Below are 18,977 nucleotides of genomic sequence, written 5' to 3'. Positions count from 1 at the left end.
ACCTACGCTAGACCAGGCTCGCTCCGCAGGTTAGCGGCCGCCACGCGACTGTAACCTCTGCCCATCATCCTGCCCGGCATGGTTGTGGCCACCAGTCGGGTAGATTTCGTGTCGTTTCCATCGCGCATCCGCCATCCCATGGCGATCAATCTGCTGGCTGGCGGCGCTGCGTTCATCGCTTATGCGTCGATGTATGCCTTTCGCAAACCCTTCACCGCGGCCTCGTTCGACGGCATGCACCTGGCTGGTATCGACTACAAAGTGTGGCTGGTGATCGCGCAGGTGATGGGCTACATGCTGAGCAAAGTGCGCGGCATCACCTGGATTGCGGAAATCCAGCGCCATCGCCGCGCCCACACGCTGGCAGGATTGATTGGATTTTCGTGGATTGCTCTGCTCGGTTTCGCGCTGATTCCCGCACCATGGAATATCCCGTTTCTTTTCCTCAACGGCCTGCCGTTGGGCATGGTGTGGGGTGTCGTCTTCGGGTATCTGGAAGGGCGCCGTGGCACCGAGCTGATGGGCGCGTGCATGTGCGCCAGCTTTATCGTCGGATCGGGCGTGGTGAAGACGGTGGGCGTGTGGCTGATGGTACGTTGGCACGTCACCGAATTCTGGATGCCGTTTGTCACGGGGCTTTTATTCGTACCGCCGTTGTATCTGGGTACGTGGATACTCGAACACCTTCCTGCTCCCGATGCGGCGGACATTGCCGCTCGCAGCGTGCGCATGCCGATGGATGCCTCCACACGCCGTGCGTTTCTTTCCCGCTTCCTGGCCGGCATTGCGATGATCGTGATGGCCTATGTCGCACTGACGGTAACGCGCGATTTCCGCGACAACTTTGCCGTGGAAATCTGGAGCGATCTTGGTCGTGGCGGCGATGCTTCCGTGTTCACCGAGACCGAAGTACCGATTGCCATTGCCGTGCTGATCATTACCGCGCTTACGATGGTCGTGCGCGACAACCTCAAGGCGTTGATGCTCAATCATGTACTGATTTTCAGCGGTTTTGCCATCGCCGTGTTCAGCACCTGGCTGCATCGCCACGGCATGATCGATCCGCTGGCCTGGGTTGGCTTCAGCGGCTTCGGCCTCTATCTCGCTTACGTGCCGTACAACGCCACGTTCTTCGAGCGCATGCTGGCGACGTTCCGGGTGACCGCCAACGTGGGCTTCGTGATGTATATCGCCGACAGCAGCGGCTACATGGGCAGCGTGCTGGTGATTCTGGTGAAGGAATTCGGCGGCATGCATCTTTCATGGGCATCGTTCTATGCCGATACGCTGATGACGCTGTCGAGTATCGGCATGGTGATCACGCTGGTGTCCGCGCTGTATTTTCACGAAAAGGCACGGCGTTCGAAGGTGACGGTTGCAGTACCAGCAGCAGCGTAGGTTGGGGTGCAAACCCCAACATTCCGTCGACACATGCATTCCGATGTTGGGGTTTGCACCCCAACCTACGAGCGAATTGCCTGTAACAAGCTCGCACCGGCATCGGCAAGATTGCCGTCGTTGCGGATCACCACGCTGCCCGGTGGTACCGGGTAGGCATTCACGCGGGCGATCCGTGCAGCGATGTCCTCGTCCGATTCTCGTCCGCGCGCGGCAAGACGTTGCGCTATCGCCTCGGGACTCGCCGTAATCAACACGGGCCGCAGTGCTGGAAACCGCTCGCACGCCAAGGCAAACGCGCCACGCGATCCATTCACCAACACATCTGCGCCACGTGCCAGCCAATGCGCTACTTCATTGCCGATGCCATAGCGAAGCCCGTGCGCCTGCCAAGTGAGCGCGAACAAGCCGCGCTGCTCGCGCGATTGAAACTCTGCGTCACTCAGCGCCACATGGTTTTCGCCACCAGCATGCGCCGGCCGCGTGATGTAACGATGCGCACACACCACGCCGTAGGCGGCACCGTGCTCGCGTACCCAGGCCAAGACGCTGTCTTTGCCTGCGCCAGAGGGACCCATCACGTAATACAGATGCCCTGTATTCATGCGGCAAGTCCCACGCCGAATGGAAAACGTTCGATCTGTTCGAACGGTTGCCCAGGTTCTGCTTCACGGCAAATCGTCATCGCATCGATACGTGCCGGCGGAAGACTTGCCACCCAGGGCGACAACCAAGCCTGCAAGGCGCTTTCCTCCTCCTCGCTGGCCGGTGCGCACAAGGTCATGTGGAAGCGATAGCGGTCCAGCACATAGGGATAGCCAAATTGGCGAAACAGCGAACGTTCGACCGCATCGAGTTTCACGGCCTTGCGCTGCCATGCCTCGTCTGTCACCGGCGCACGCAGCGCATTCAGACGTCGCACGCAGCGCTCAGCCAACATCCAGGCAGGGGTTTCGCCGGCGGACGGGCGCAACGCCAGAAAGCCGGCTAGTCGATCCAGATGCAATGCAAATTCGAAAGCCTGTGTGCGCTGGGCGATATCGGCCACGTTCTCGCGCACATCGTCGTAACGGGCCTGTTCGGCCAAGGCAAAAGGTGCGCAAAGTGTGGCGTGCCAGCCATAGCGGCGCACATTGCTCGTCAGGACACGCAAACGCTCCGATGTAACGCCTGGAACCGCGTCAGTAGACAGCCACTCACGCCCGAAGGCCTCCAGCTCGCTGCCTGCGGCCGGACAGAAATACACGGCGTAGCGCATCAATGGTCTGCCATCAGCACCAGTTGCACCCAATCACCCGAGAAGCGCGTGATGCCATATTGCACCGGCACGCCACGCGTGTCGGCATTGATCGATTGCACGTAAAGCACCGGACGGCTCGCCGGTTGCTTCATCAAACGCGCGGTGTTCGCATCGGGCATGCGTGCGGAAACGCGCGTGTGCTTGCGCTCGTAATCGGCCACACCAAACTCCGCGAGCGTACGTGTGACCGAATGCAGCCGGCGATACACCGCGGGCAGTCCGGCAAAGCGCGTGGCGGGAAAATAGGCCGTGCTGTGGCAGACGATGTGGCCGTCAGCGCGGTCCAGAGTTTCGATGCGGTAGACGTATTCGTTGCGATCCAGGCCCAACGCCTGCGCCACCTGCGGCGGCGGCAACTCGCGTGCGTCTTCCAGGTACTCCATGTCGGCCTCGACATTGAGGTTGCGCATGTTCTGGGTAAAGCGCGTGCGGCGGCTGATCACGTAATCCAGCGTCTGCTCCTGCACGAAGGTGCCTCGGCCCTGCTCGGTGCGCACCAGGTTGCGCTGCTCCAGTGCGGCGATGGCGCGGCGCACGGTGTGGCGGTTGACGTTGAAGCGCGCCGCCAGCTCCTGCGCCGAGGGCAGCTGTTCTCCCTGGCGAAGCTGGCCCTTGAGAATGTCGGACGCGAGGATGCCACTGATCTGGCTCCACAGCGCCACGCCCCGTCCCCGTTCGATTTCGCTCATACCACGTCCTCAACCTGTCTAATCACCGTCATGGCAACGGCACGCTGGCCTGCTGGAATGTCTCGTGAGAGGCGTCTGGTCGCGCCTCAACCTGTCTAGATAACTAGATATTTGTGACAAGCCTAGGAATACGCATGGACACCTCCCCCCACTTGGCGCGCGCGCAATGGATGTCGCTGCTGGCCCAGGCCGATCCGGCCGAGCTCGCCGCGGCGATGGATGCCTTTGCGCCGCCTGCCGATACCGCCTGGTTGCGTCCGGCCCAGACCGGTCTGTACATGCTGCGTGGCCGGATGGGCGGCACCGGTCCGCAATTCAATTTCGGCGAGGTCACGGTGACTCGCTGCAGCGTGCAGGTGGGTGAGCGCATCGGCCATGCCTGGGTGCGCGGCAGCCAGACGCGCCATGCCGAACTGGCTGCGTTTGCGGATGCGCTGATGCAAGACCCCGAACAAGCGCCGCGACTGCGCCAGCAGGTGATCGAGCCGTTGCGCCGTTCGCTTGATGAACGGCGCGAGGAGGCGAGCCGCAAGGCTGCGGCAAGCAAGGTGGAATTCTTTACCGTGGTGCGAGGCGAGTGATGCTGACCGCCTTTGCCGATCCCGTCTTCGACAGCCAGCGCACGTTCCGCGAGCTGCTGCAAGCGATGGCCCGCCCGGCGGTGCCGCGCCGCTTGCCCGTCGTGCCGCCGTCGCCCGCGGCCGTTGCGCCGGAAGCGATGGCCATCCTGTTGACCCTTTGCGATGCCGCAACCTCGATCTGGTTGCAGCGCCCCGACGCCGAAGCGGTCGACCACCTGCGCTTCCATACCGGTTTGCGCTTGGCCGACCAGCCGCAGCAGGCGGACTTTGCGCTGATCGACGATCCCGCCTCGATGCCCGCGCTGGCGTGCTTTGCACACGGGGACCCGCGCTATCCGGATCGTTCTGCCAGCCTGATCGTGCAGGTCAACGGCTTTCGCACGGACGGCGGCGCGCACTTTGCCGGTCCCGGCATTCGTGACGCCGAAAGACTGAGCGTCGAGGGCTTGCCGAGCGATTTCTGGCAGCAACGGGCCGCGCTTTCCACGCAGTTTCCGTTGGGTTTGGACCTCTATTTCGTCGCCGCGCAACAGGTCGTTGCCATGCCGCGCACGACTCGCCTGCTGGAGGCTTGAATGTATGTAGCCGTAAAGGGGGGCGAGCAAGCCATCGCCCGTTCGCTGGAATTGCTGGCCGAGGCCCGCCGTGGCGATACAGCGGTGCCGGAACTGGAACTTGCGCAGATTCGCGAACAGCTTCGCCTCGGCGTGGCGCGCGTGATGCAGGAAGGCTCGCTGTACGATGAAGAACTGGCTGCGCTGGCCATTCGCCAGGCGGCGGGCGACATGCTCGAAGCCATTTTTCTGTTGCGTGCGTATCGCACCACGTTGCCGCGCTTCGGCTACACGCGGCCGCTGGATACCTCCGCCATGCGCGTACGGCGCCGCGTCTCCGGCACGTTCAAGGATATTCCCGGCGGGCAAGTATTAGGCCCCACCTACGACTACACCCAGCGCCTGCTCGAATTCGACGCCGTATCCGTGACACCGGTGACGCCTGCCGATGCACCGTTGCCTGCCTGCATGCCGCGCGTGCTTGATCTGCTCGATGCGGAAGCGCTGATCGAACGCATCGAGCCCGGCAGCGATCCGGAGCCAATCGATCTCACGCGCGAACCGCTGACCTTTCCCGCCGATCGCGCCACGCGTTTGCAGAATCTTGCGCGCGGCGACGAAGGTTTCCTGCTCGGCATGGCCTACTCCACGCAGCGCGGCTACGCGGAAAACCATCCGTTCGCGGGTGAAATCCGCATGGGCGAGGTGGATGTCGTGATATGTCCCGACGAGCTTGGTTTCCCCATCGAAATCGGCTCGATCACGCTGACCGAGTGCCAGATGATCAATCAATTCCATGGCGGCAACGGCACGCCACCGCAATTTACGCGTGGCTATGGCTTGAGCATGGGCGAGGGCGAGCGCAAGGCGATGTCCATGGCCCTGGTCGATCGCGCCTTGCGCTGTGATGAATTGGCTGAATCGAGCCATGCCCCCGCGCAGAACCAGGAATTCGTGCTGTCGCATTCGGACAGCGTGGAAGCCTCCGGTTTCGTGCAGCATCTGAAATTGCCGCACTACGTGGATTTCCAGGCGGAGCTGTCGCTGTTGCGTACGCTGGCCGCACAGCAAACGGCCGATACCGACGAGACGCCGCGCAGCATCGCGGGAGGCGCACAGGCATGACACCGCGCTACAACTTCGCCTTCCTCGATGAAGACACCAAGCGCATGTTGCGCCGTGCGCTGCTCAAAGCCGTGGCGATTCCTGGTTACCAGGTCCCGTTCGGCAGCCGTGAAATGCCGCTGCCCTATGGCTGGGGCACCGGCGGCATTCAGGTCACGGCTGCCTTGCTCGGACCTGACGACGTTCTGAAAGTGATCGACCAAGGTGCGGACGACACCACCAATGCCGTCAATATCCGCCGCTTTTTCTCGCGCGTGGCCGGCGTCGCCACCACCGAACACACCGCCGACGCCACACTGATCCAGACGCGTCACCGCATTCCTGAAACATCGCTACGCGAAGATCAGATCCTGATTTTTCAGGTACCCGAACCCGAACCGCTGCGCACCCTGGAACCCCGCGAAGCCGAGACGCGCACGTTGCACGCCCTGGCCGATTACGGATTGATGCATGTGACGTTGTACGAAGACATCGCCCAGTACGGGCACATTGCCACCAGCTATGACTACCCGGTACTGGTCGATGGGCGCTTTCTCACGTCGCCGTCGCCGATCCCCAAGTTCGACAACCCCAAGCTCGATCGCTCGCCCGCACTGATGCTGTTCGGTGCGGGACGCGAGAAACGCCTTTATGCCATTCCGCCGTACACGCGTGTGGAAAGCCTGGCTTTCGACGACCATCCGTTCGAGATTCAGCGCTGGGAACACCAGTGTGAATTATGTGGATCGGGCGACAGCTATCTCGACGAGGTGGTCGTGGACGATCGCGGTACGCGCATGTTCGTTTGCTCCGATACCGACTACTGCAGCGGTCGTCGCGTGGAGGCACAAGCATGAGTGCGCTGTTGCAAGTCCGCGACTTGAGTCTTCACTACGGTCCACGCATCGGTTGCGAGGCGGTGAGCTTCGACCTGCATCCGGGCGAGCTGCTGTGCATCGTCGGCGAATCGGGCTCGGGTAAATCGACCCTGCTCAACGCCGTGGCCGCACAGCTCACCCCCACTGCCGGCAGCGTGCGTTACCGCCAGCGTGACGGCGAATGGCTCGAGCTTGGTGCGTTGAGCGAAGCAGATCGCCGCCGCCTGGCGCGCGAGGAATGGGGCTTCGTCACCCAGAATCCGCGTGACGGCCTGCGCTTGAATGTCAGCGCAGGTGCCAACGTCGCCGAGCGACTGATGGCGCTTGGCATGCGCCACTACAGTCAGCTGCGCAACATGGCAAGCAGTTGGCTCGAACGCGTGGAGATCGATCCGTCACGCATCGACGATGCGCCCACCAGTTTCTCCGGCGGCATGCAGCAGCGTCTGCAAATTGCGCGCACGCTCGTCACGCAACCGCGCCTTGTGTTCATGGACGAGCCCACGGCCGGCCTGGACGTGTCGGTGCAGGCGCGCATTCTCGATCTGTTGCGGCGACTGGTGAACGAGCTGGGGCTGGCGGCCGTGATGGTGACGCATGACTTGGCCGTGGCACGCTTGCTCGCTGCGCGCACGATGGTGATGCAGGGCGGCCGTGTCGTCGAAACGGGCCTTACCGACCAAATACTCGACGATCCACAACATCCGTACACGCAATTGCTCGTTTCTTCGGTACTGACGACATGACTGCCGCCTTGATGCTAGAACTGCGCGACCTTAGCAAGTCGTTTGAATTGCACCAGCAGCAGGGCGCGCGCCTGAATGTGCTGCGTGGGCTCGACCTGCAGTTGCATGCCGGCGAATGCGTGGTGTTGTCCGGTCCGTCGGGCGCGGGCAAGAGCACCTTGCTGCGCGTGATCTATGCCAACTATCGCCCCAGTCTCGGCGCCGTGCATGTACGGCACCAGGATCGCTGGCTCGATCTGGCCAAGGCCACGCCGCATCAGGTGCTGGAGGTTCGCCGCCATACGCTGGGTTACGTAAGCCAGTTTCTGCGCGTGATTCCGCGCGTGCCTGCATTGGATATCGTTGCCGAGCCACTGGTGGCGCTTGGCGTCGATATCCAGCAAGCGCGGCGCCGGGCTGCGTATCTGCTGGACCGCCTGAATGTGCCCGAACGCTTGTGGCAGCTTCCGCCCAGCACGTTTTCCGGCGGCGAACAGCAGCGCGTGAACATTGCACGTGGCTTGATCGTGCCGCGCCCGATTCTGCTGCTGGACGAGCCGACCGCATCGCTCGATGCCGATAACCGCGCCGTCGTCGCGGAACTGTTGGCCGAAGCGCGCAGTGCCGGTTCCGCCGTGCTCGGCATCTTCCACGACGAGGACATGCGCGATCGCGTCGCTACCCGCCTGTTCCCGATGCAAGCGCTCGAAGCCGCCTGATGCACAACGCCCATCAATCCGTTATTGCTGCCTATCTGCGTTGAGATGACCATGAACGATCTCGTTTTGACCAATGCCCGCATCGTGCTCGACGACAGCGTGATTCACGGCACCCTTATCGCCCGCAATGGCATCATCCGCCTGGTGGAAGACGGTTCGACCCAGGCACCAGGTGCGATCGATTGCGAAGGCGATTACATCATCCCCGGCCTGGTCGAGCTGCACACCGACAATCTTGAAAAGCACCTCATGCCGCGTGCTGGCGTGATCTGGCCGTCGATTCCCGCTGTGTTGACGCATGATGCACAGGTGGCGGCGGCAGGCATTACGACGGTGTTCGATGCGTTGTCAGTGGGCGATCTGGAAGAAGAAAGCGTGCGCATCGAAACCTTGCGCAGCACCTACGATGCGATTCTGGAAGGCCAGGCAACCGGCGCCCTACGCGCGGACCACTGGATTCACTTGCGCTGCGAGCTGGCCTACCCGCGCCTGATCGAAGCGCTGGAGCCGTTGATGAATCACGGCAGCGTGCGCCTGGTGTCGCTGATGGATCACACGCCGGGCCAACGCCAATACCGCGATCTGGGGCAATACCGCAAGTACTACAGCAAGAATCACATGAGCTGGACGGAAGACGAATTCGCCGACGTCGTAAAGCGGCGTACCGAGCAGCAGGCGCACTACAGCGCAAAACACGAAAACATCGTGTTGAACATGATCCAGGGCCGCAACATGGTGCTGGCCAGCCACGACGATACGGACACGCAACAGGTGGAGCACGCGCATCGTATCGGTGTGACGATTTCGGAATTCCCCACCACGCAAGAAGCTGCCGATGCGGCGCATACGCGTGGGCTCACCACGGTCATGGGCGCGCCGAATGTCGTTCGCGGCGGTTCGCACTCGGGCAATGTCGCGGCACTGGACCTGGCGCGCACCAATCGCCTGGACATGCTGTCATCCGATTATGTGCCGGCCAGCTTGCTGCACGGCGCGTTCATGCTGCACACCAAGGCTGGTTGGTCGATGCACAAGGCGATGGCGACGGTAAGTCGTAATCCTGCGAAAGCGCTTGGCTTTGGTGATCGCGGCTCGTTGAAAGCCGGCATGCGCGCAGACGTGGTGCGCATGCGCGCCGTGGATGATCTGCCCATCGTGCGCCATGTGTGGGTGCGCGGGGAGCGCGCGTTCTAATCGTTTTATTCGATGTAGTGCGTAGGTTGGGGTGCAAACCCCAACATCTTCCTGCGCACGTGCATCCCAATGTTGGGGTTTGCACCCCAACCTACGTGTCATCGACCGCAATTTCATGCGCACACTGCAATGCATGATGCCTGCGTACATGGCCACGTGCCGGTCCGTTTTACTCGTTAGGGTAAGCAAAAGACATAGACAGCCAGCGAACTTGGCTAGACCACGTCATAAGCGTTTCATCGCCGTTCTTTAGCCTTTGCTTAGCTGCAGTATCAGGCCTTTGTGCCGGCGCCTTCCGGCTATAACACCCTTGGGGGATACCACCTTGAAGATCAATCCAATCACCTGCGCGGTGCTGGCCGCGCTCGCGGTGAGTCGTGTGTCCTATGCCGACGGCACGACTCCGCCTGCTCCGACCGAGCAACCGGCTACAGCCACCCAGCCGGCCACCACCAGCCAGCCGAACAAGACAACGTCGGCCCAGGCAGCCATGCTCGGCGTCGTAACCGTCACTGCGCAGCATATGGCTCAAGACATGCAGGACGTGCCGATCACGATTCAGGCATTCAGCGGCAATACGTTGCAGCAGCTGAACGCCACGTCGTTCGACGACCTGATCAAATATCTGCCCAATGTAACCTTTGCCGCGAACGGCCCTGGCCAGGGCAACATCTACATGCGCGGCCTGAGTACCGGCTTCCTCGGTAACCAGTCCAGCGCGACCATCGCACCGTTCCCGAACGTGGCCGTCTATCTGGACGACCAATCCATGCAATTCCCGGCGCGCAATCTCGACATCTACATGGTCGACATGGACCGCGTCGAAGTGCTCGAAGGCCCGCAGGGCACCCTGTTCGGCGGTGGCGCCGAAGCCGGTGCCGTGCGTTACATCACCAATCAACCGAATCTCACCCGGTTCGGCGGTAGCGCCGAAGCCAGCACCGGCGTAACCGACGGCGGCGCTCCGAACAATTCGGCCAACGCGGTGCTGAACCTGCCGATCATTCCTGGTACGTTCGCGGTACGCGGCGTGATCTACAACGATCATCAGGGCGGTTACATTGACAACGTGCCAAGCACGTTCACGCGCCAGCCGACCGACGGTGGCGGTGCCATGGCTCCCTATATCGCCGCCGGTGGCACCTCGGTGGCCAACAACTATTCCGTGGCACAGAACAACTGGAATCCGGTCGACACCCAGGGTGCACGCCTGTCCGCACTGTATAAGTTCAACGACGACTGGAACTTCCTGATCGCCGAGAGTTACCAGAACCAGGATGCCAAAGGTCAGGCCTCGACCTATCCGATCGGCGCGGACGGCCAGAGACTTGGCACCGATCAGATCACCACCTTCGTGCCCGCCTGGAATAATGACCATTTCACCAACACGGCCTGGACCTTGAACGGCCAGATCGGCGACCTCTCGCTGGTGTACACCGGCGGTTATACCAATCGCCGCATCAGCGAGCAGCAGGACTACACCAACTACTCGCGCAGCGCGGGCGGCATGTATTACCAATGCACCGGCACCTCGGCAGGTCTGTCCAGCGCCGGCAAGCCGATCTGCTATTCGCCAAACGGTTATTGGAACGACACGGTTAGCAGCTCGCACCAGAGCCACGAGTTGCGGCTGAGCACGCCCGAAGACGGTCGCTTCCGGGTCATCGGTGGTCTGTACTATGAAGACTTCAACATCGACGACCACATGCGGTTCAACTACCTCACCATTCCTTCCTGTACGCCGCAAAACCTCGCCACCGCCCTCGCCGGCGGCAACCCCTGCGTGGCCGTCGCGGAGTCTTCGCCGGGTGTCACGCTTCCCGCTGGCACGGCCTTCGGCGAAAACGCGCAGCGCGGCTACAAGCAGGAGGCGGCGTTCGGCTCGATGTCGTATGACATCATCCCGGATGTGCTGACCGTCACCGGTGGCACGCGTTATTACCATTATTCCGAATGGCAGACCGGTACGGAGTTCTACACCACGGCCGCCCAGGTCGACGTTCCCAACGGCACCTACGTGGGCAACGACACGGTGATGAACTACCACAAGACGTATCACGGCTTTAAGAGCCGCGCGAACGTGCAGTGGAACATCACGCCGAATATGATGGTGTACTACACCTTCTCGCAGGGCTTCCGTCCGGGCGGCTTCAACCGCACGACGTCGGGAGTGGCAAAGCTCGATGGTGAGGCACAGTACCAGAAGCCGATCAGCTACGCGCCCGACACGCTGACCAACAACGAAATCGGCTTCAAATCCACATTCTTCGATGACCGCTTGCTGTTCAACGCCTCCGCGTACGACATGCGCTGGGACAATGTGCAGATGCAGTTCTTCAACCCGCTGGTGCTGGGTAACACCACCTTCGCGGTCAATGGTCCGAACTACAAGGTGGATGGCCTGGAAGTGCAATTCACGGGTCGCATTACCGACGGCCTGACCATCATGGGCTCCGGTTCGCTCAACCATGCCAAGCAGACCAACTCGCCGTGCCTGGTCAACAATATTCCAGGATCACCCGGGTACAACTCGTGCATCATCGAAACCGGAGCCGTTGGCGACAACACGCCATTCGCCAATCCATTCGGCAACGTCGGTAGTGTGCCGGCCTTCTCGCCCCGTTCGCAGTACAACATGCGCTTGCGTTATGACTGGACGTTCGGCGGCGGTTTCAAGGCATTCGCGCAAGCCGGCTTCAACCGCACCGGTTCGATGTACAACCAGCCGGCGACCTATCCGAACGGCGCGGGCGTGACCGACATCACCACCGTGGAACTGCGTTACCTGCAGGGCGGCTACACCACCGTCGACGCATCGATCGGTGTGGCCAAGGACAACTGGAACGTGTCGCTCTACGGCACCAACCTGACCAACAACCATGCCAGCGTGTTCACCTCCTCGGCGCAGTTCATCGAGTCGGAAGTGCCGATTCGCCCGCGCGTACTGGGCGTGAAGGTTGGTTTCAAGTTCTGATCTGTTTACTCCGCAACTGCAAGTAGAATTGGGTGGGCGCAAGCCCACCCTCTTTTTTTAAGGTTTACGCATGAACGCCACGGCGATCGAAACATCGGTGGAGCAGGGCATCCAACGCATACGCGAACTGCAGCAGCAGGGTCAGCATGCGCAGGCGCTGCAGGCTGCCCAGGCGTTGGCCGCCGATGCGCCGGATCATCGTGATGTGCTCCACCTGATCGCCAAGAACCAGCGCTACCTTGCCCAGATCGATGCTGCCCTGGCGACATTGGCGCAACTGGAACAGGGCTATCCCCATTTCAGCCGCCTGCATGAAGAGCGGGGCCTCTGCTATGTAGCGATGCGCGATGCGCCGCGCGCGATCGATGCCTTGTTGCGTGCCGTCAACATCAATCCCGCCTTGCCGGCGAGCTGGCACATGCTCGAAGGCCTGTATCGCATGGTCGGCGACACGGCCCATGCCGCGACGGCAGCGGCGCATGTCGCCACACTCAAGCGGCTGGCGCCCGACGTTGTCCACGCCACCGGCCTGTTCTCGGATGGTGATCTGGAACCGGCGGAAAACGTCATTCGTCCCTATCTGCTGCGTGTGGGCAACGATGTCGAAGCCATGCGCCTGCTTGCACGCATCGGCCTGGCGCGCGATGTGCTCGATGACGCTGAGATTCTGCTCGAAGCGGTATTGAAGATCGCTCCGGATTACCGAACGGCACGCTATGACTATGCATGCGTACTGTTCGAACGACATTTGTATCAGCGCGCCTGCGAAGAGATCGAAAAGCTGCTGGCTATCGAGCCCAACCATCTCGACTATCGCACGCTTTACGCCAGTGCGAGCGTCGGCCTGGGTGAACACGAGCGCGCGATCACGCTCTATCGGGAACTTTTGCGCGACATGCCTGGTGCAGCTGACCTGCACCTGTCGTTGGCTCATTCGCTGAAGACGCAAGGCAAGCAGGCCGAGGCGATCGACGCGTATCGTGCGGCCACCACGGCGCGTTCCAACTTTGGTGACGCGTACTGGAGTTTGGCGAACCTCAAGACCTACCGTTTCTCCGACGATGAAATCGCGCGCATGCGTGACGAAGAAGCCTCGCGCGATACGCCGCTGGCTGACCGCTACCATCTGTGCTTCGCGCTAGGCAAGGCGCTGGAAGATCGTGGTGATTACGCCGAATCGTGGCGCCATTACGAACAAGGCAACGCGCTCAAGCGTTCCGAAAGCCGCTATCGCCCGGAGATCATCGAAACCAATACGCGCAGGCAGATCGAGGTGTGCACCGGGGAGTTTCTGGCAAGCCGCGCAAGTGCGGGTGATCCGAGTTCCGATCCGATATTCATCGTCGGCCTGCCGCGTGCGGGTTCGACCCTGATCGAGCAGATTCTCGCCTCGCACTCGCATGTCGAGGGTACGCAGGAACTGGCCGATATCCCCCGCATCGTGCTCGATCTGCAGGGGCGTGATCCGAATCTGGATGATCCGCGCTATCCAGGGGTGCTTGCCGAGATGCAGCCCGAGGATTTCCGCAAACTCGGTGAGAAGTACCTGCATGACACCCGCATCTATCGCAGCGGCAAGCCTTACTTCATCGACAAGATGCCGAACAACTTCCGGCATCTTGGCCTGATCCACTTGATGCTGCCGAACGCGAAAATCATCGATGCGCGCCGCGAACCCATGGCTTGCTGCTTCAGCAATCTCAAGCAGCTTTTTGCTGCCGGTCAGGAGTTCACCTACAGCGTCGAGGATATCGCGCGTTACTACCGTACTTATCTCGACCTGATGCAACACTGGGATGACGCTTTGCCGGGCCGTGTATTGCGTATCCATCACGAAGACGTGGTCGATGACTTGGAAGGCAGCGTACGCCGCATTCTCGATTTCTGCGGTCTGCCATTCGAGATGGGTTGTCTGGCGTTCCATAAGACCGAGCGCAGTGTGCGCACGGCCAGTTCCGAGCAGGTACGCCAGCCGATCTTCCGCGATGGCCTCGATCAGTGGACGAAGTACGCGCCTCACCTTGCGCCGCTGAAAGAAATGCTTGGCGATGCTTTGGAACGCTATCGCACGTAGGTTGGGGTGCAAACCCCAACATGGCTACGCCTTCCTGGATCGCAATGTTGGGGTTTGCACCCCAACCTACAAACTGAGGCTTGCCTTCAGGATGGCAACGCCACGTACTGAGCCACCCTGTTCAACAACCACTCCCGCAACACGCCATCTCCCGCGACCATAGGCTCCGCCGCCGCCGGTCGCTGCAGCATCGCCGCCAACGCAGGCGGCACTTCCACCGGCTTGCCGACCAAGGGCTCAACCACGCTTTCGAACTTCGCAGGGTGTGCGGTCGCCACGACTGCCCACGGTGCGTTGTCACCGGCAGCGCGCCGTTGATCCAGCACGTGCATCGCCGTAGCGGTGTGTGGGCAGAACACTTCGCCATGCTCGTGTGCGTGCAAGGAAATGGTTGCGGTGATGGTGCGATCGTCCACGCTTTGCGCTTCAAATGCATGGCGCAGTTCATTCGCGTCCGGATAGGTCCAGAGCAGACGCTCGAAATTGCTGGGTGCACCCACGTCCATCGCATTGGCCAGCGTCGCGACGGCCTGGCGTGGCGTGTAGTCATGGCCGGCAAAGAAATCCGGCAGCGTTTCGTTGGCGTTGCAAGCGAGGCGAATCTGCCCCAGCGGCAAACCCATCGCACGCACCCACACGGCCGCCAGTGCATTGCCCAGGTTGCCGGTGGGCACGACGAGATTCAGCGGTTCGCGATGCTTCTGCCACCACGCCAATGCGGCATGTGCGTAGTAGCTCATCTGCGGCAGCAGACGGCCAAGGCTGATGCTGTTGGCGGAAGACAGCGGCGATTGTGCCTGCAGCGCGGCATCGTTCAACGCGGCTTTCACCATGCGCTGGCAATCGTCGAAACGCCCTTGCACGCGCAGTGCTTGTACGTTGTCGCCAAAACAGCCGAGCTGATGCGCCTGGCGCGGCGAGACGCGGCCATCGGGGTAAAGAATCACTACTTCGATCCCCGGCTGTCGATGAAATGCGGCACCGACCGCAGCACCGGTGTCGCCGGACGTCGCCACCAGTATCGTCAATGGTGTCGTGCTATCGCCACGCACGCGACGCAGGCAGGCGGCGAGAAAACGGGCGCCGACATCCTTGAACGCGGCGGTCGGTCCATGGAACAGCTCGAGCACGGATGTGTTTGGATGCTGGGGCAGCGGCCGCAATGGTGTTGGGAATGTCAGTGCTTCGTTGCAAATGGCTGGCAATTCGGCCGCCAGTGCATCACCGGCGAAAAAGGGCGCGAGCAAGGTCGCGGCTGTTTCGGCAAGACTCCCGTCGGCTTTGAAGTCTTCGACACGCAGCGTCGGCAAGTGATCCGGTACATACAAGCCGCCATCCGGCGCCAGTCCCGCCGCAATCGCCTGGCTCAACGTTGCGGCCGGGCTCGCACCGCGCGTACTGAGATAACGCAACGCTGCACTCATGCATGCTCACCTGTGTCAACCGAAGGAACAAGGGTAGCGGCGGGGCCATCTACCGGCGAGATGAAGCTGTCACTATCCAACCCTACCTCCGCAAAGGCGCTGCGCATGGCTTCGGCCGCGGCTTCGGCTTGCGCGCGATGTTCGAACCAGCCGAACACGCTGGGACCGGCGCCGGAGATACTGGCGCCCAGGGCTTTGTGGTCCAGTGCCGCCTGCTTTACGCGCGCGAAATTCGGGATCAGCGATGCGCGGCGTGGTTCCACCAATACATCTTTCAGACCTTCACGCACCAGTTCCGCATCGCTGCGGAAGCAACCGGCAAGCACCAAGGCAAGATTGGCCGACTGCGCCACGAATTCACCCAGCGCGTAGTCGCCGGCCAGCGCGGCACGAGCCTTGCGTGTTTCCAGCACCGCATGCGGATGCACCAGCGCGCAGTGCCAGCTCGGCGGCACGGGCACGCGTACCAGGCGTTCGCGCGTGGCCAGCACCAGGCCGCCCAGCAGCATTGGGCCGACGTTGTCGCCATGGCGTCCGCCACTGGCTACGGCCTCGCCCTCCACCGCAAACTCGTACAGCGATTCGCGCGAGAGCGGCCGTTCCAGCAGTGCATTCGCCGCCACCAGCGCCGCTACGCACGAAGCGGCCGAGCCGCCCATGCCGGAACCTAGCGCGATGCCTTTGTGCAACGAGATCTCGAAGCCGTGCTGCAAGCCCAGTGCTTTGCGCAAAGCCATCAGGGCGGCACCGGCTGTGTTCTGCGCGGCATCCATCGGCAGCACGTCCACGCAGCCATCAATAACGGCCACGCGCACAGCGGGTGCATCCATCCGTCGCACATCAACACGATCGCTTGCGCCCGTGATGCAGTGACCAAGAATGTCGAAACCCACGCCCACGTTGCCGACGCTGGCAAAGGCGGTAGCGGAGGCGGCTTGCAGGCGTTGCGCGGACATCGGGGGCTTCATGGCAAGAGGAGCGTTCATGCGCGCACCTCCAGCGATTCGGCGATGCGCAGCAGATCGGCGAAGATCCCGGCCGCCGTCACTTCGGGACCGGCACCGGGACCTTGCACCAGCAGCGGATTATCGCGGTAACGCTGTGTGCGGAATTGCACGATGTTATCCGTAAGCCGCGTGTGCGCGAACGGATGCGAGGAGGGCAGTGCCTGCAGGCCGACCTGGGCGCGGCCGTTGCGGTCGAGGCTGGCGACATGGCGCAGCACACCCTGGCAAGCGTGGGCTCCGGCCAGGCGTACGGCCATCGGTGCGTTGAGTTCGTCCAGGCGTGCCATGAATTCTTCCAGCGGCAGCTCGGCCAGCTCCTCTGGTACCAGGCTTTCCACCGCCACGTCATGCAGGGACATCGGCCAGCCGGCTTCGCGCGCCAGGATCACCAGCTTGCGCGCCACGTCCATGCCGGACAGATCGTCACGCGGATCGGGCTCCGTATAACCCAGCGCATGCGCTTCGCGCACCAGCGCGGAGAACGGACGTTTACCGTCGTAGTGGCAGCAGAGCCATGCCAGCGTGCCGGAGAACATGCCTTCCACGGAGAGCAACTGATCGCCGGTGTCGAGCAGATCGCGCAGCGTTTGCACCACCGGCAAGCCGGCGCATACGGTTGCCTCATAGCGGAAGCGTCCACCATGCTGGCTCGCAGCGCGGATTGCCTGCCAACGCGAGAGCGGGCCGCTGCTGGCCAGTTTGTTCGGCGTTACCACGTGCATGCCCGAAGCGAGCCAGTAGGGATATTGCGAAGCCACCGTGTCGCTTGCGCTGCAGTCGATCAGCATCGCGTGGCGGCCATCTTCGCCGCGAACGTGCGCGGCGAATTGGTCGAGATCGGTGGGGCGCCAGGTCTGTGCATCGTGCTGTGCATTGAGTTCCGGATCGTCGCAATCCAGCCACATGCGGCGGCTGGCGGCGACGCCGCACAGTTTCAGTTCCAGTCCTGCTTCGCGCAGCAGGCGCTCTTGCGCCGCGCGCAACTGGGCAAGCAATACGCCGCCGACGCGCCCGGGGCCGACCAGGCCGACGGCCAGCGTTCGTCGTCGCGACACGGCAGCCTGCAGCGGAGGCAGACGGTGGGGATGTTCAGCGATGAGTGATGCACAGCTTTCCATGACGGCCTCCGGTAGAGGCCCCTAGCTCGCTGGCGGTCGGGAGTGCCGGCCCGCCTCGTCGAGGGCGGGACCGTTTGCGTGTGAAGACTATTCGCGCACAGACACCACCCCAGACCCGGTCGTTCCGGTTCCGGTAGTAGTGGTAATAATCGTGGCGATGATCGTTGTCGCTGCAACACCCATCCGACCGGTGTTGACCGGTGCGATATCGATGCGTGCTGGTGTGTAGGCGGGCGACATGGAACCGACGATAGTTGTGCGCTGCAGCGGCTGTCAACAGTTGCCTAATGAAACTATTGCATGAGGTCAAGGGATAAAAGTTTCAGGGGAAACTTTATGTCGTATCTGCACGTTCGCCGTGCTTACGTAGGTTGGGGTGCAAACTCCAACGTTGCCACGCTTGATGGTGCACGATGCTGGGGTTTGCACCCCACCCTACGAGCTACAAACGAGGCGCTTAGTAACTGGCGATATCAGGGTTTACATTCGAACCTACAGAAGCTTGCTGTCTGCTCAATGTATCTGCGTTGTGCCGTCGCTGACGGAAAAATCATTGAATAGATTTTGTTTCTGGAGCGGCGCGGATGCTTTCCGATGACATTGGCTTGGCAGGATTCAAGCAAGTCCATCGAATTCATACGGCGCGAGAACGTTGTGCATTGGCATCGAAACGAAAGCGGGTTGCTTGCGAACGGCAAGCAACCCGTTTGAAATGCAGCGATATCATGAAGGGATGTCAGGTCTCTCCGTATTCCTCATTGCCTCATGCCATGCCTGCACATCCGGACAGGAATGCCACCATTATGGCCCACCCGAAGGGATTGACCCACCCGGGTAGGTCATGAAATCTATTTGATCAAGCGATACATCATTGTCTCTGTTATAGACGGTGTTATGTATCGTGACGGTTCCCCCATCGGTGTCTACCTGCGACACGGTTCCCTGGTAGGTGGTGGCATTTATCGCGCCGGGGAAATTTCCACCGACCGTTACCGCTGTATTGGTTCCGGCGTACTGCTGGAGTTTTGCCACAATATCGTCGTTCATAACTTGGTCTCCTTGTTGAAGGACACGCGGAATGGCGACCGCACCTGAAGCGTTGCATTCAGGCAATAAAATGGATGTGTAAAGCGGGGAGTTGCTACAAAAACGGGATCAGGTTCACTTCCAAAAACGGGGACAGGTTCACCTCCGCGATCGACCCAAGAGTGGGTCGAATGTTCTCGAATGCTTTAATC

17 protein-coding genes are annotated in these 18,977 nt (G+C 61.5%); 10 read left to right on the top strand and 7 right to left on the bottom strand.

The annotated features are described in order from the left end of the window. Positions 1 to 108: 108 nt before the first annotated feature. On the top strand, positions 109 to 1,398 hold the full coding sequence (locus IEX75_RS08100) for a DUF5690 family protein (protein WP_188793713.1): 1,290 nt from the start codon (positions 109 to 111) through the stop codon (positions 1,396 to 1,398). Between the two features lie 65 nt (positions 1,399 to 1,463). Here the strand turns inward: IEX75_RS08100 and phnN are convergent, their stop codons facing one another. From phnN to phnF, 3 genes are read right to left on the bottom strand one after another with little or no spacing between them, the layout of a single operon-like run. Beyond that, on the bottom strand, positions 1,464 to 2,003 hold the full coding sequence (gene phnN / locus IEX75_RS08095) for a phosphonate metabolism protein/1,5-bisphosphokinase (PRPP-forming) PhnN (RefSeq protein WP_188793712.1): 540 nt from the start codon (positions 2,001 to 2,003) through the stop codon (positions 1,464 to 1,466). Then, positions 2,000 to 2,656, bottom strand: coding sequence for a DUF1045 domain-containing protein (locus IEX75_RS08090; RefSeq protein WP_188793711.1), 657 nt, complete (start codon positions 2,654 to 2,656; stop codon positions 2,000 to 2,002). Before IEX75_RS08090 ends, phnN begins: the two co-directional genes overlap by 4 nt. Next, positions 2,656 to 3,387 (bottom strand): phosphonate metabolism transcriptional regulator PhnF, encoded by a 732-nt coding sequence (gene phnF, locus IEX75_RS08085; RefSeq protein ID WP_188793710.1) that lies wholly within the window; start codon positions 3,385 to 3,387, stop codon positions 2,656 to 2,658. Before phnF ends, IEX75_RS08090 begins: the two co-directional genes overlap by 1 nt. Positions 3,388 to 3,521: 134 nt before the next feature. Here phnF and phnG point away from each other — a divergent pair, with 134 nt between their 5' ends. The 9 genes from phnG to IEX75_RS08040 all read left to right on the top strand — a co-directional run bounded on the left by phnG (position 3,522) and on the right by IEX75_RS08040 (position 14,190). Next, the gene (phnG, locus tag IEX75_RS08080; protein WP_188793709.1) at positions 3,522 to 3,968 is read left to right on the top strand and encodes a phosphonate C-P lyase system protein PhnG; all 447 of its coding nucleotides are present in this window, start codon (positions 3,522 to 3,524) and stop codon (positions 3,966 to 3,968) included. After that, positions 3,968 to 4,543, top strand: coding sequence for a phosphonate C-P lyase system protein PhnH (phnH, locus tag IEX75_RS08075; protein WP_188793708.1), 576 nt, complete (start codon positions 3,968 to 3,970; stop codon positions 4,541 to 4,543). The genes phnG and phnH overlap by 1 nt, the downstream gene beginning before the upstream one ends. Then, positions 4,544 to 5,647: a carbon-phosphorus lyase complex subunit gene (locus IEX75_RS08070; RefSeq protein ID WP_188793707.1), complete on the top strand. Its 1,104-nt coding sequence runs from the start codon at positions 4,544 to 4,546 to the stop codon at positions 5,645 to 5,647. It begins immediately after the preceding gene. Continuing rightward, the gene (locus tag IEX75_RS08065; protein WP_188793706.1) at positions 5,644 to 6,483 is read left to right on the top strand and encodes an alpha-D-ribose 1-methylphosphonate 5-phosphate C-P-lyase PhnJ; all 840 of its coding nucleotides are present in this window, start codon (positions 5,644 to 5,646) and stop codon (positions 6,481 to 6,483) included. Before IEX75_RS08070 ends, IEX75_RS08065 begins: the two co-directional genes overlap by 4 nt. Further along, a complete protein-coding gene (gene phnK, locus IEX75_RS08060; protein WP_188793705.1) occupies positions 6,480 to 7,250 on the top strand; it encodes a phosphonate C-P lyase system protein PhnK in 771 nt (256 codons plus the stop codon). Before IEX75_RS08065 ends, phnK begins: the two co-directional genes overlap by 4 nt. Next, a complete protein-coding gene (gene phnL / locus IEX75_RS08055) occupies positions 7,247 to 7,948 on the top strand; it encodes a phosphonate C-P lyase system protein PhnL (RefSeq protein ID WP_229720695.1) in 702 nt (233 codons plus the stop codon). Before phnK ends, phnL begins: the two co-directional genes overlap by 4 nt. Before the next feature lie 51 nt (positions 7,949 to 7,999). Beyond that, positions 8,000 to 9,142, top strand: coding sequence for an alpha-D-ribose 1-methylphosphonate 5-triphosphate diphosphatase (locus IEX75_RS08050; protein WP_188793704.1), 1,143 nt, complete (start codon positions 8,000 to 8,002; stop codon positions 9,140 to 9,142). Positions 9,143 to 9,467: 325 nt separating this feature from the next. Continuing rightward, positions 9,468 to 12,116: a TonB-dependent receptor gene (locus IEX75_RS08045; protein ID WP_188793703.1), complete on the top strand. Its 2,649-nt coding sequence runs from the start codon at positions 9,468 to 9,470 to the stop codon at positions 12,114 to 12,116. Between the two features lie 70 nt (positions 12,117 to 12,186). Further along, positions 12,187 to 14,190 (top strand): tetratricopeptide repeat-containing sulfotransferase family protein, encoded by a 2,004-nt coding sequence (locus tag IEX75_RS08040; RefSeq protein ID WP_188793702.1) that lies wholly within the window; start codon positions 12,187 to 12,189, stop codon positions 14,188 to 14,190. Between the two features lie 86 nt (positions 14,191 to 14,276). Here the strand turns inward: IEX75_RS08040 and thrC are convergent, their stop codons facing one another. The 4 genes from thrC to IEX75_RS08020 all read right to left on the bottom strand — a co-directional run bounded on the left by thrC (position 14,277) and on the right by IEX75_RS08020 (position 18,786). Beyond that, positions 14,277 to 15,614 carry a threonine synthase gene (gene thrC, locus IEX75_RS08035; protein ID WP_188793701.1) on the bottom strand — a complete coding sequence of 446 codons (1,338 nt, stop codon included), beginning with the start codon at positions 15,612 to 15,614 and terminating at the stop codon, positions 14,277 to 14,279. Next, positions 15,611 to 16,600, bottom strand: coding sequence for a homoserine kinase (locus IEX75_RS08030; protein ID WP_188793700.1), 990 nt, complete (start codon positions 16,598 to 16,600; stop codon positions 15,611 to 15,613). The genes thrC and IEX75_RS08030 overlap by 4 nt, the downstream gene beginning before the upstream one ends. After that, a complete protein-coding gene (locus tag IEX75_RS08025) occupies positions 16,597 to 17,739 on the bottom strand; it encodes a homoserine dehydrogenase family protein (protein ID WP_188793699.1) in 1,143 nt (380 codons plus the stop codon). The genes IEX75_RS08030 and IEX75_RS08025 overlap by 4 nt, the downstream gene beginning before the upstream one ends. An 801-nt stretch (positions 17,740 to 18,540) precedes the next feature. Then, positions 18,541 to 18,786, bottom strand: a complete 246-nt coding sequence (locus tag IEX75_RS08020; RefSeq protein ID WP_188793698.1) for a hypothetical protein — start codon at positions 18,784 to 18,786, stop codon at positions 18,541 to 18,543. Between the last annotated feature and the right edge of the window lie 191 nt (positions 18,787 to 18,977).

Source organism: Dyella nitratireducens (assembly GCF_014642835.1).
Taxonomy (GTDB): Bacteria; Pseudomonadota; Gammaproteobacteria; order Xanthomonadales; family Rhodanobacteraceae; genus Dyella_B; species Dyella_B nitratireducens.
Note: the sequence above shows the minus strand (reverse complement) of the source record. Positions and strands in the feature narration are given on the sequence as shown.

What these genes read in the sequence shown, in the direction of transcription:
- phnN (WP_188793712.1), bottom strand. Translation starts at nt 2,003, where the DNA reads ATGAATACAGGGCATCTGTATTACGTGATGGGTCCCTCTGGCGCAGGC.
- IEX75_RS08090 (WP_188793711.1), bottom strand. Translation starts at nt 2,656, where the DNA reads ATGCGCTACGCCGTGTATTTCTGTCCGGCCGCAGGCAGCGAGCTGGAG.
- phnF (WP_188793710.1), bottom strand. Translation starts at nt 3,387, where the DNA reads ATGAGCGAAATCGAACGGGGACGGGGCGTGGCGCTGTGGAGCCAGATC.
- phnG (WP_188793709.1), top strand. Translation starts at nt 3,522, where the DNA reads ATGGACACCTCCCCCCACTTGGCGCGCGCGCAATGGATGTCGCTGCTG.
- phnH (WP_188793708.1), top strand. Translation starts at nt 3,968, where the DNA reads ATGCTGACCGCCTTTGCCGATCCCGTCTTCGACAGCCAGCGCACGTTC.
- IEX75_RS08070 (WP_188793707.1), top strand. Translation starts at nt 4,544, where the DNA reads ATGTATGTAGCCGTAAAGGGGGGCGAGCAAGCCATCGCCCGTTCGCTG.
- IEX75_RS08065 (WP_188793706.1), top strand. Translation starts at nt 5,644, where the DNA reads ATGACACCGCGCTACAACTTCGCCTTCCTCGATGAAGACACCAAGCGC.
- phnK (WP_188793705.1), top strand. Translation starts at nt 6,480, where the DNA reads ATGAGTGCGCTGTTGCAAGTCCGCGACTTGAGTCTTCACTACGGTCCA.
- phnL (WP_229720695.1), top strand. Translation starts at nt 7,247, where the DNA reads ATGACTGCCGCCTTGATGCTAGAACTGCGCGACCTTAGCAAGTCGTTT.
- IEX75_RS08050 (WP_188793704.1), top strand. Translation starts at nt 8,000, where the DNA reads ATGAACGATCTCGTTTTGACCAATGCCCGCATCGTGCTCGACGACAGC.
- IEX75_RS08040 (WP_188793702.1), top strand. Translation starts at nt 12,187, where the DNA reads ATGAACGCCACGGCGATCGAAACATCGGTGGAGCAGGGCATCCAACGC.
- thrC (WP_188793701.1), bottom strand. Translation starts at nt 15,614, where the DNA reads ATGAGTGCAGCGTTGCGTTATCTCAGTACGCGCGGTGCGAGCCCGGCC.
- IEX75_RS08030 (WP_188793700.1), bottom strand. Translation starts at nt 16,600, where the DNA reads ATGAACGCTCCTCTTGCCATGAAGCCCCCGATGTCCGCGCAACGCCTG.
- IEX75_RS08025 (WP_188793699.1), bottom strand. Translation starts at nt 17,739, where the DNA reads ATGGAAAGCTGTGCATCACTCATCGCTGAACATCCCCACCGTCTGCCT.
- IEX75_RS08020 (WP_188793698.1), bottom strand. Translation starts at nt 18,786, where the DNA reads ATGAACGACGATATTGTGGCAAAACTCCAGCAGTACGCCGGAACCAAT.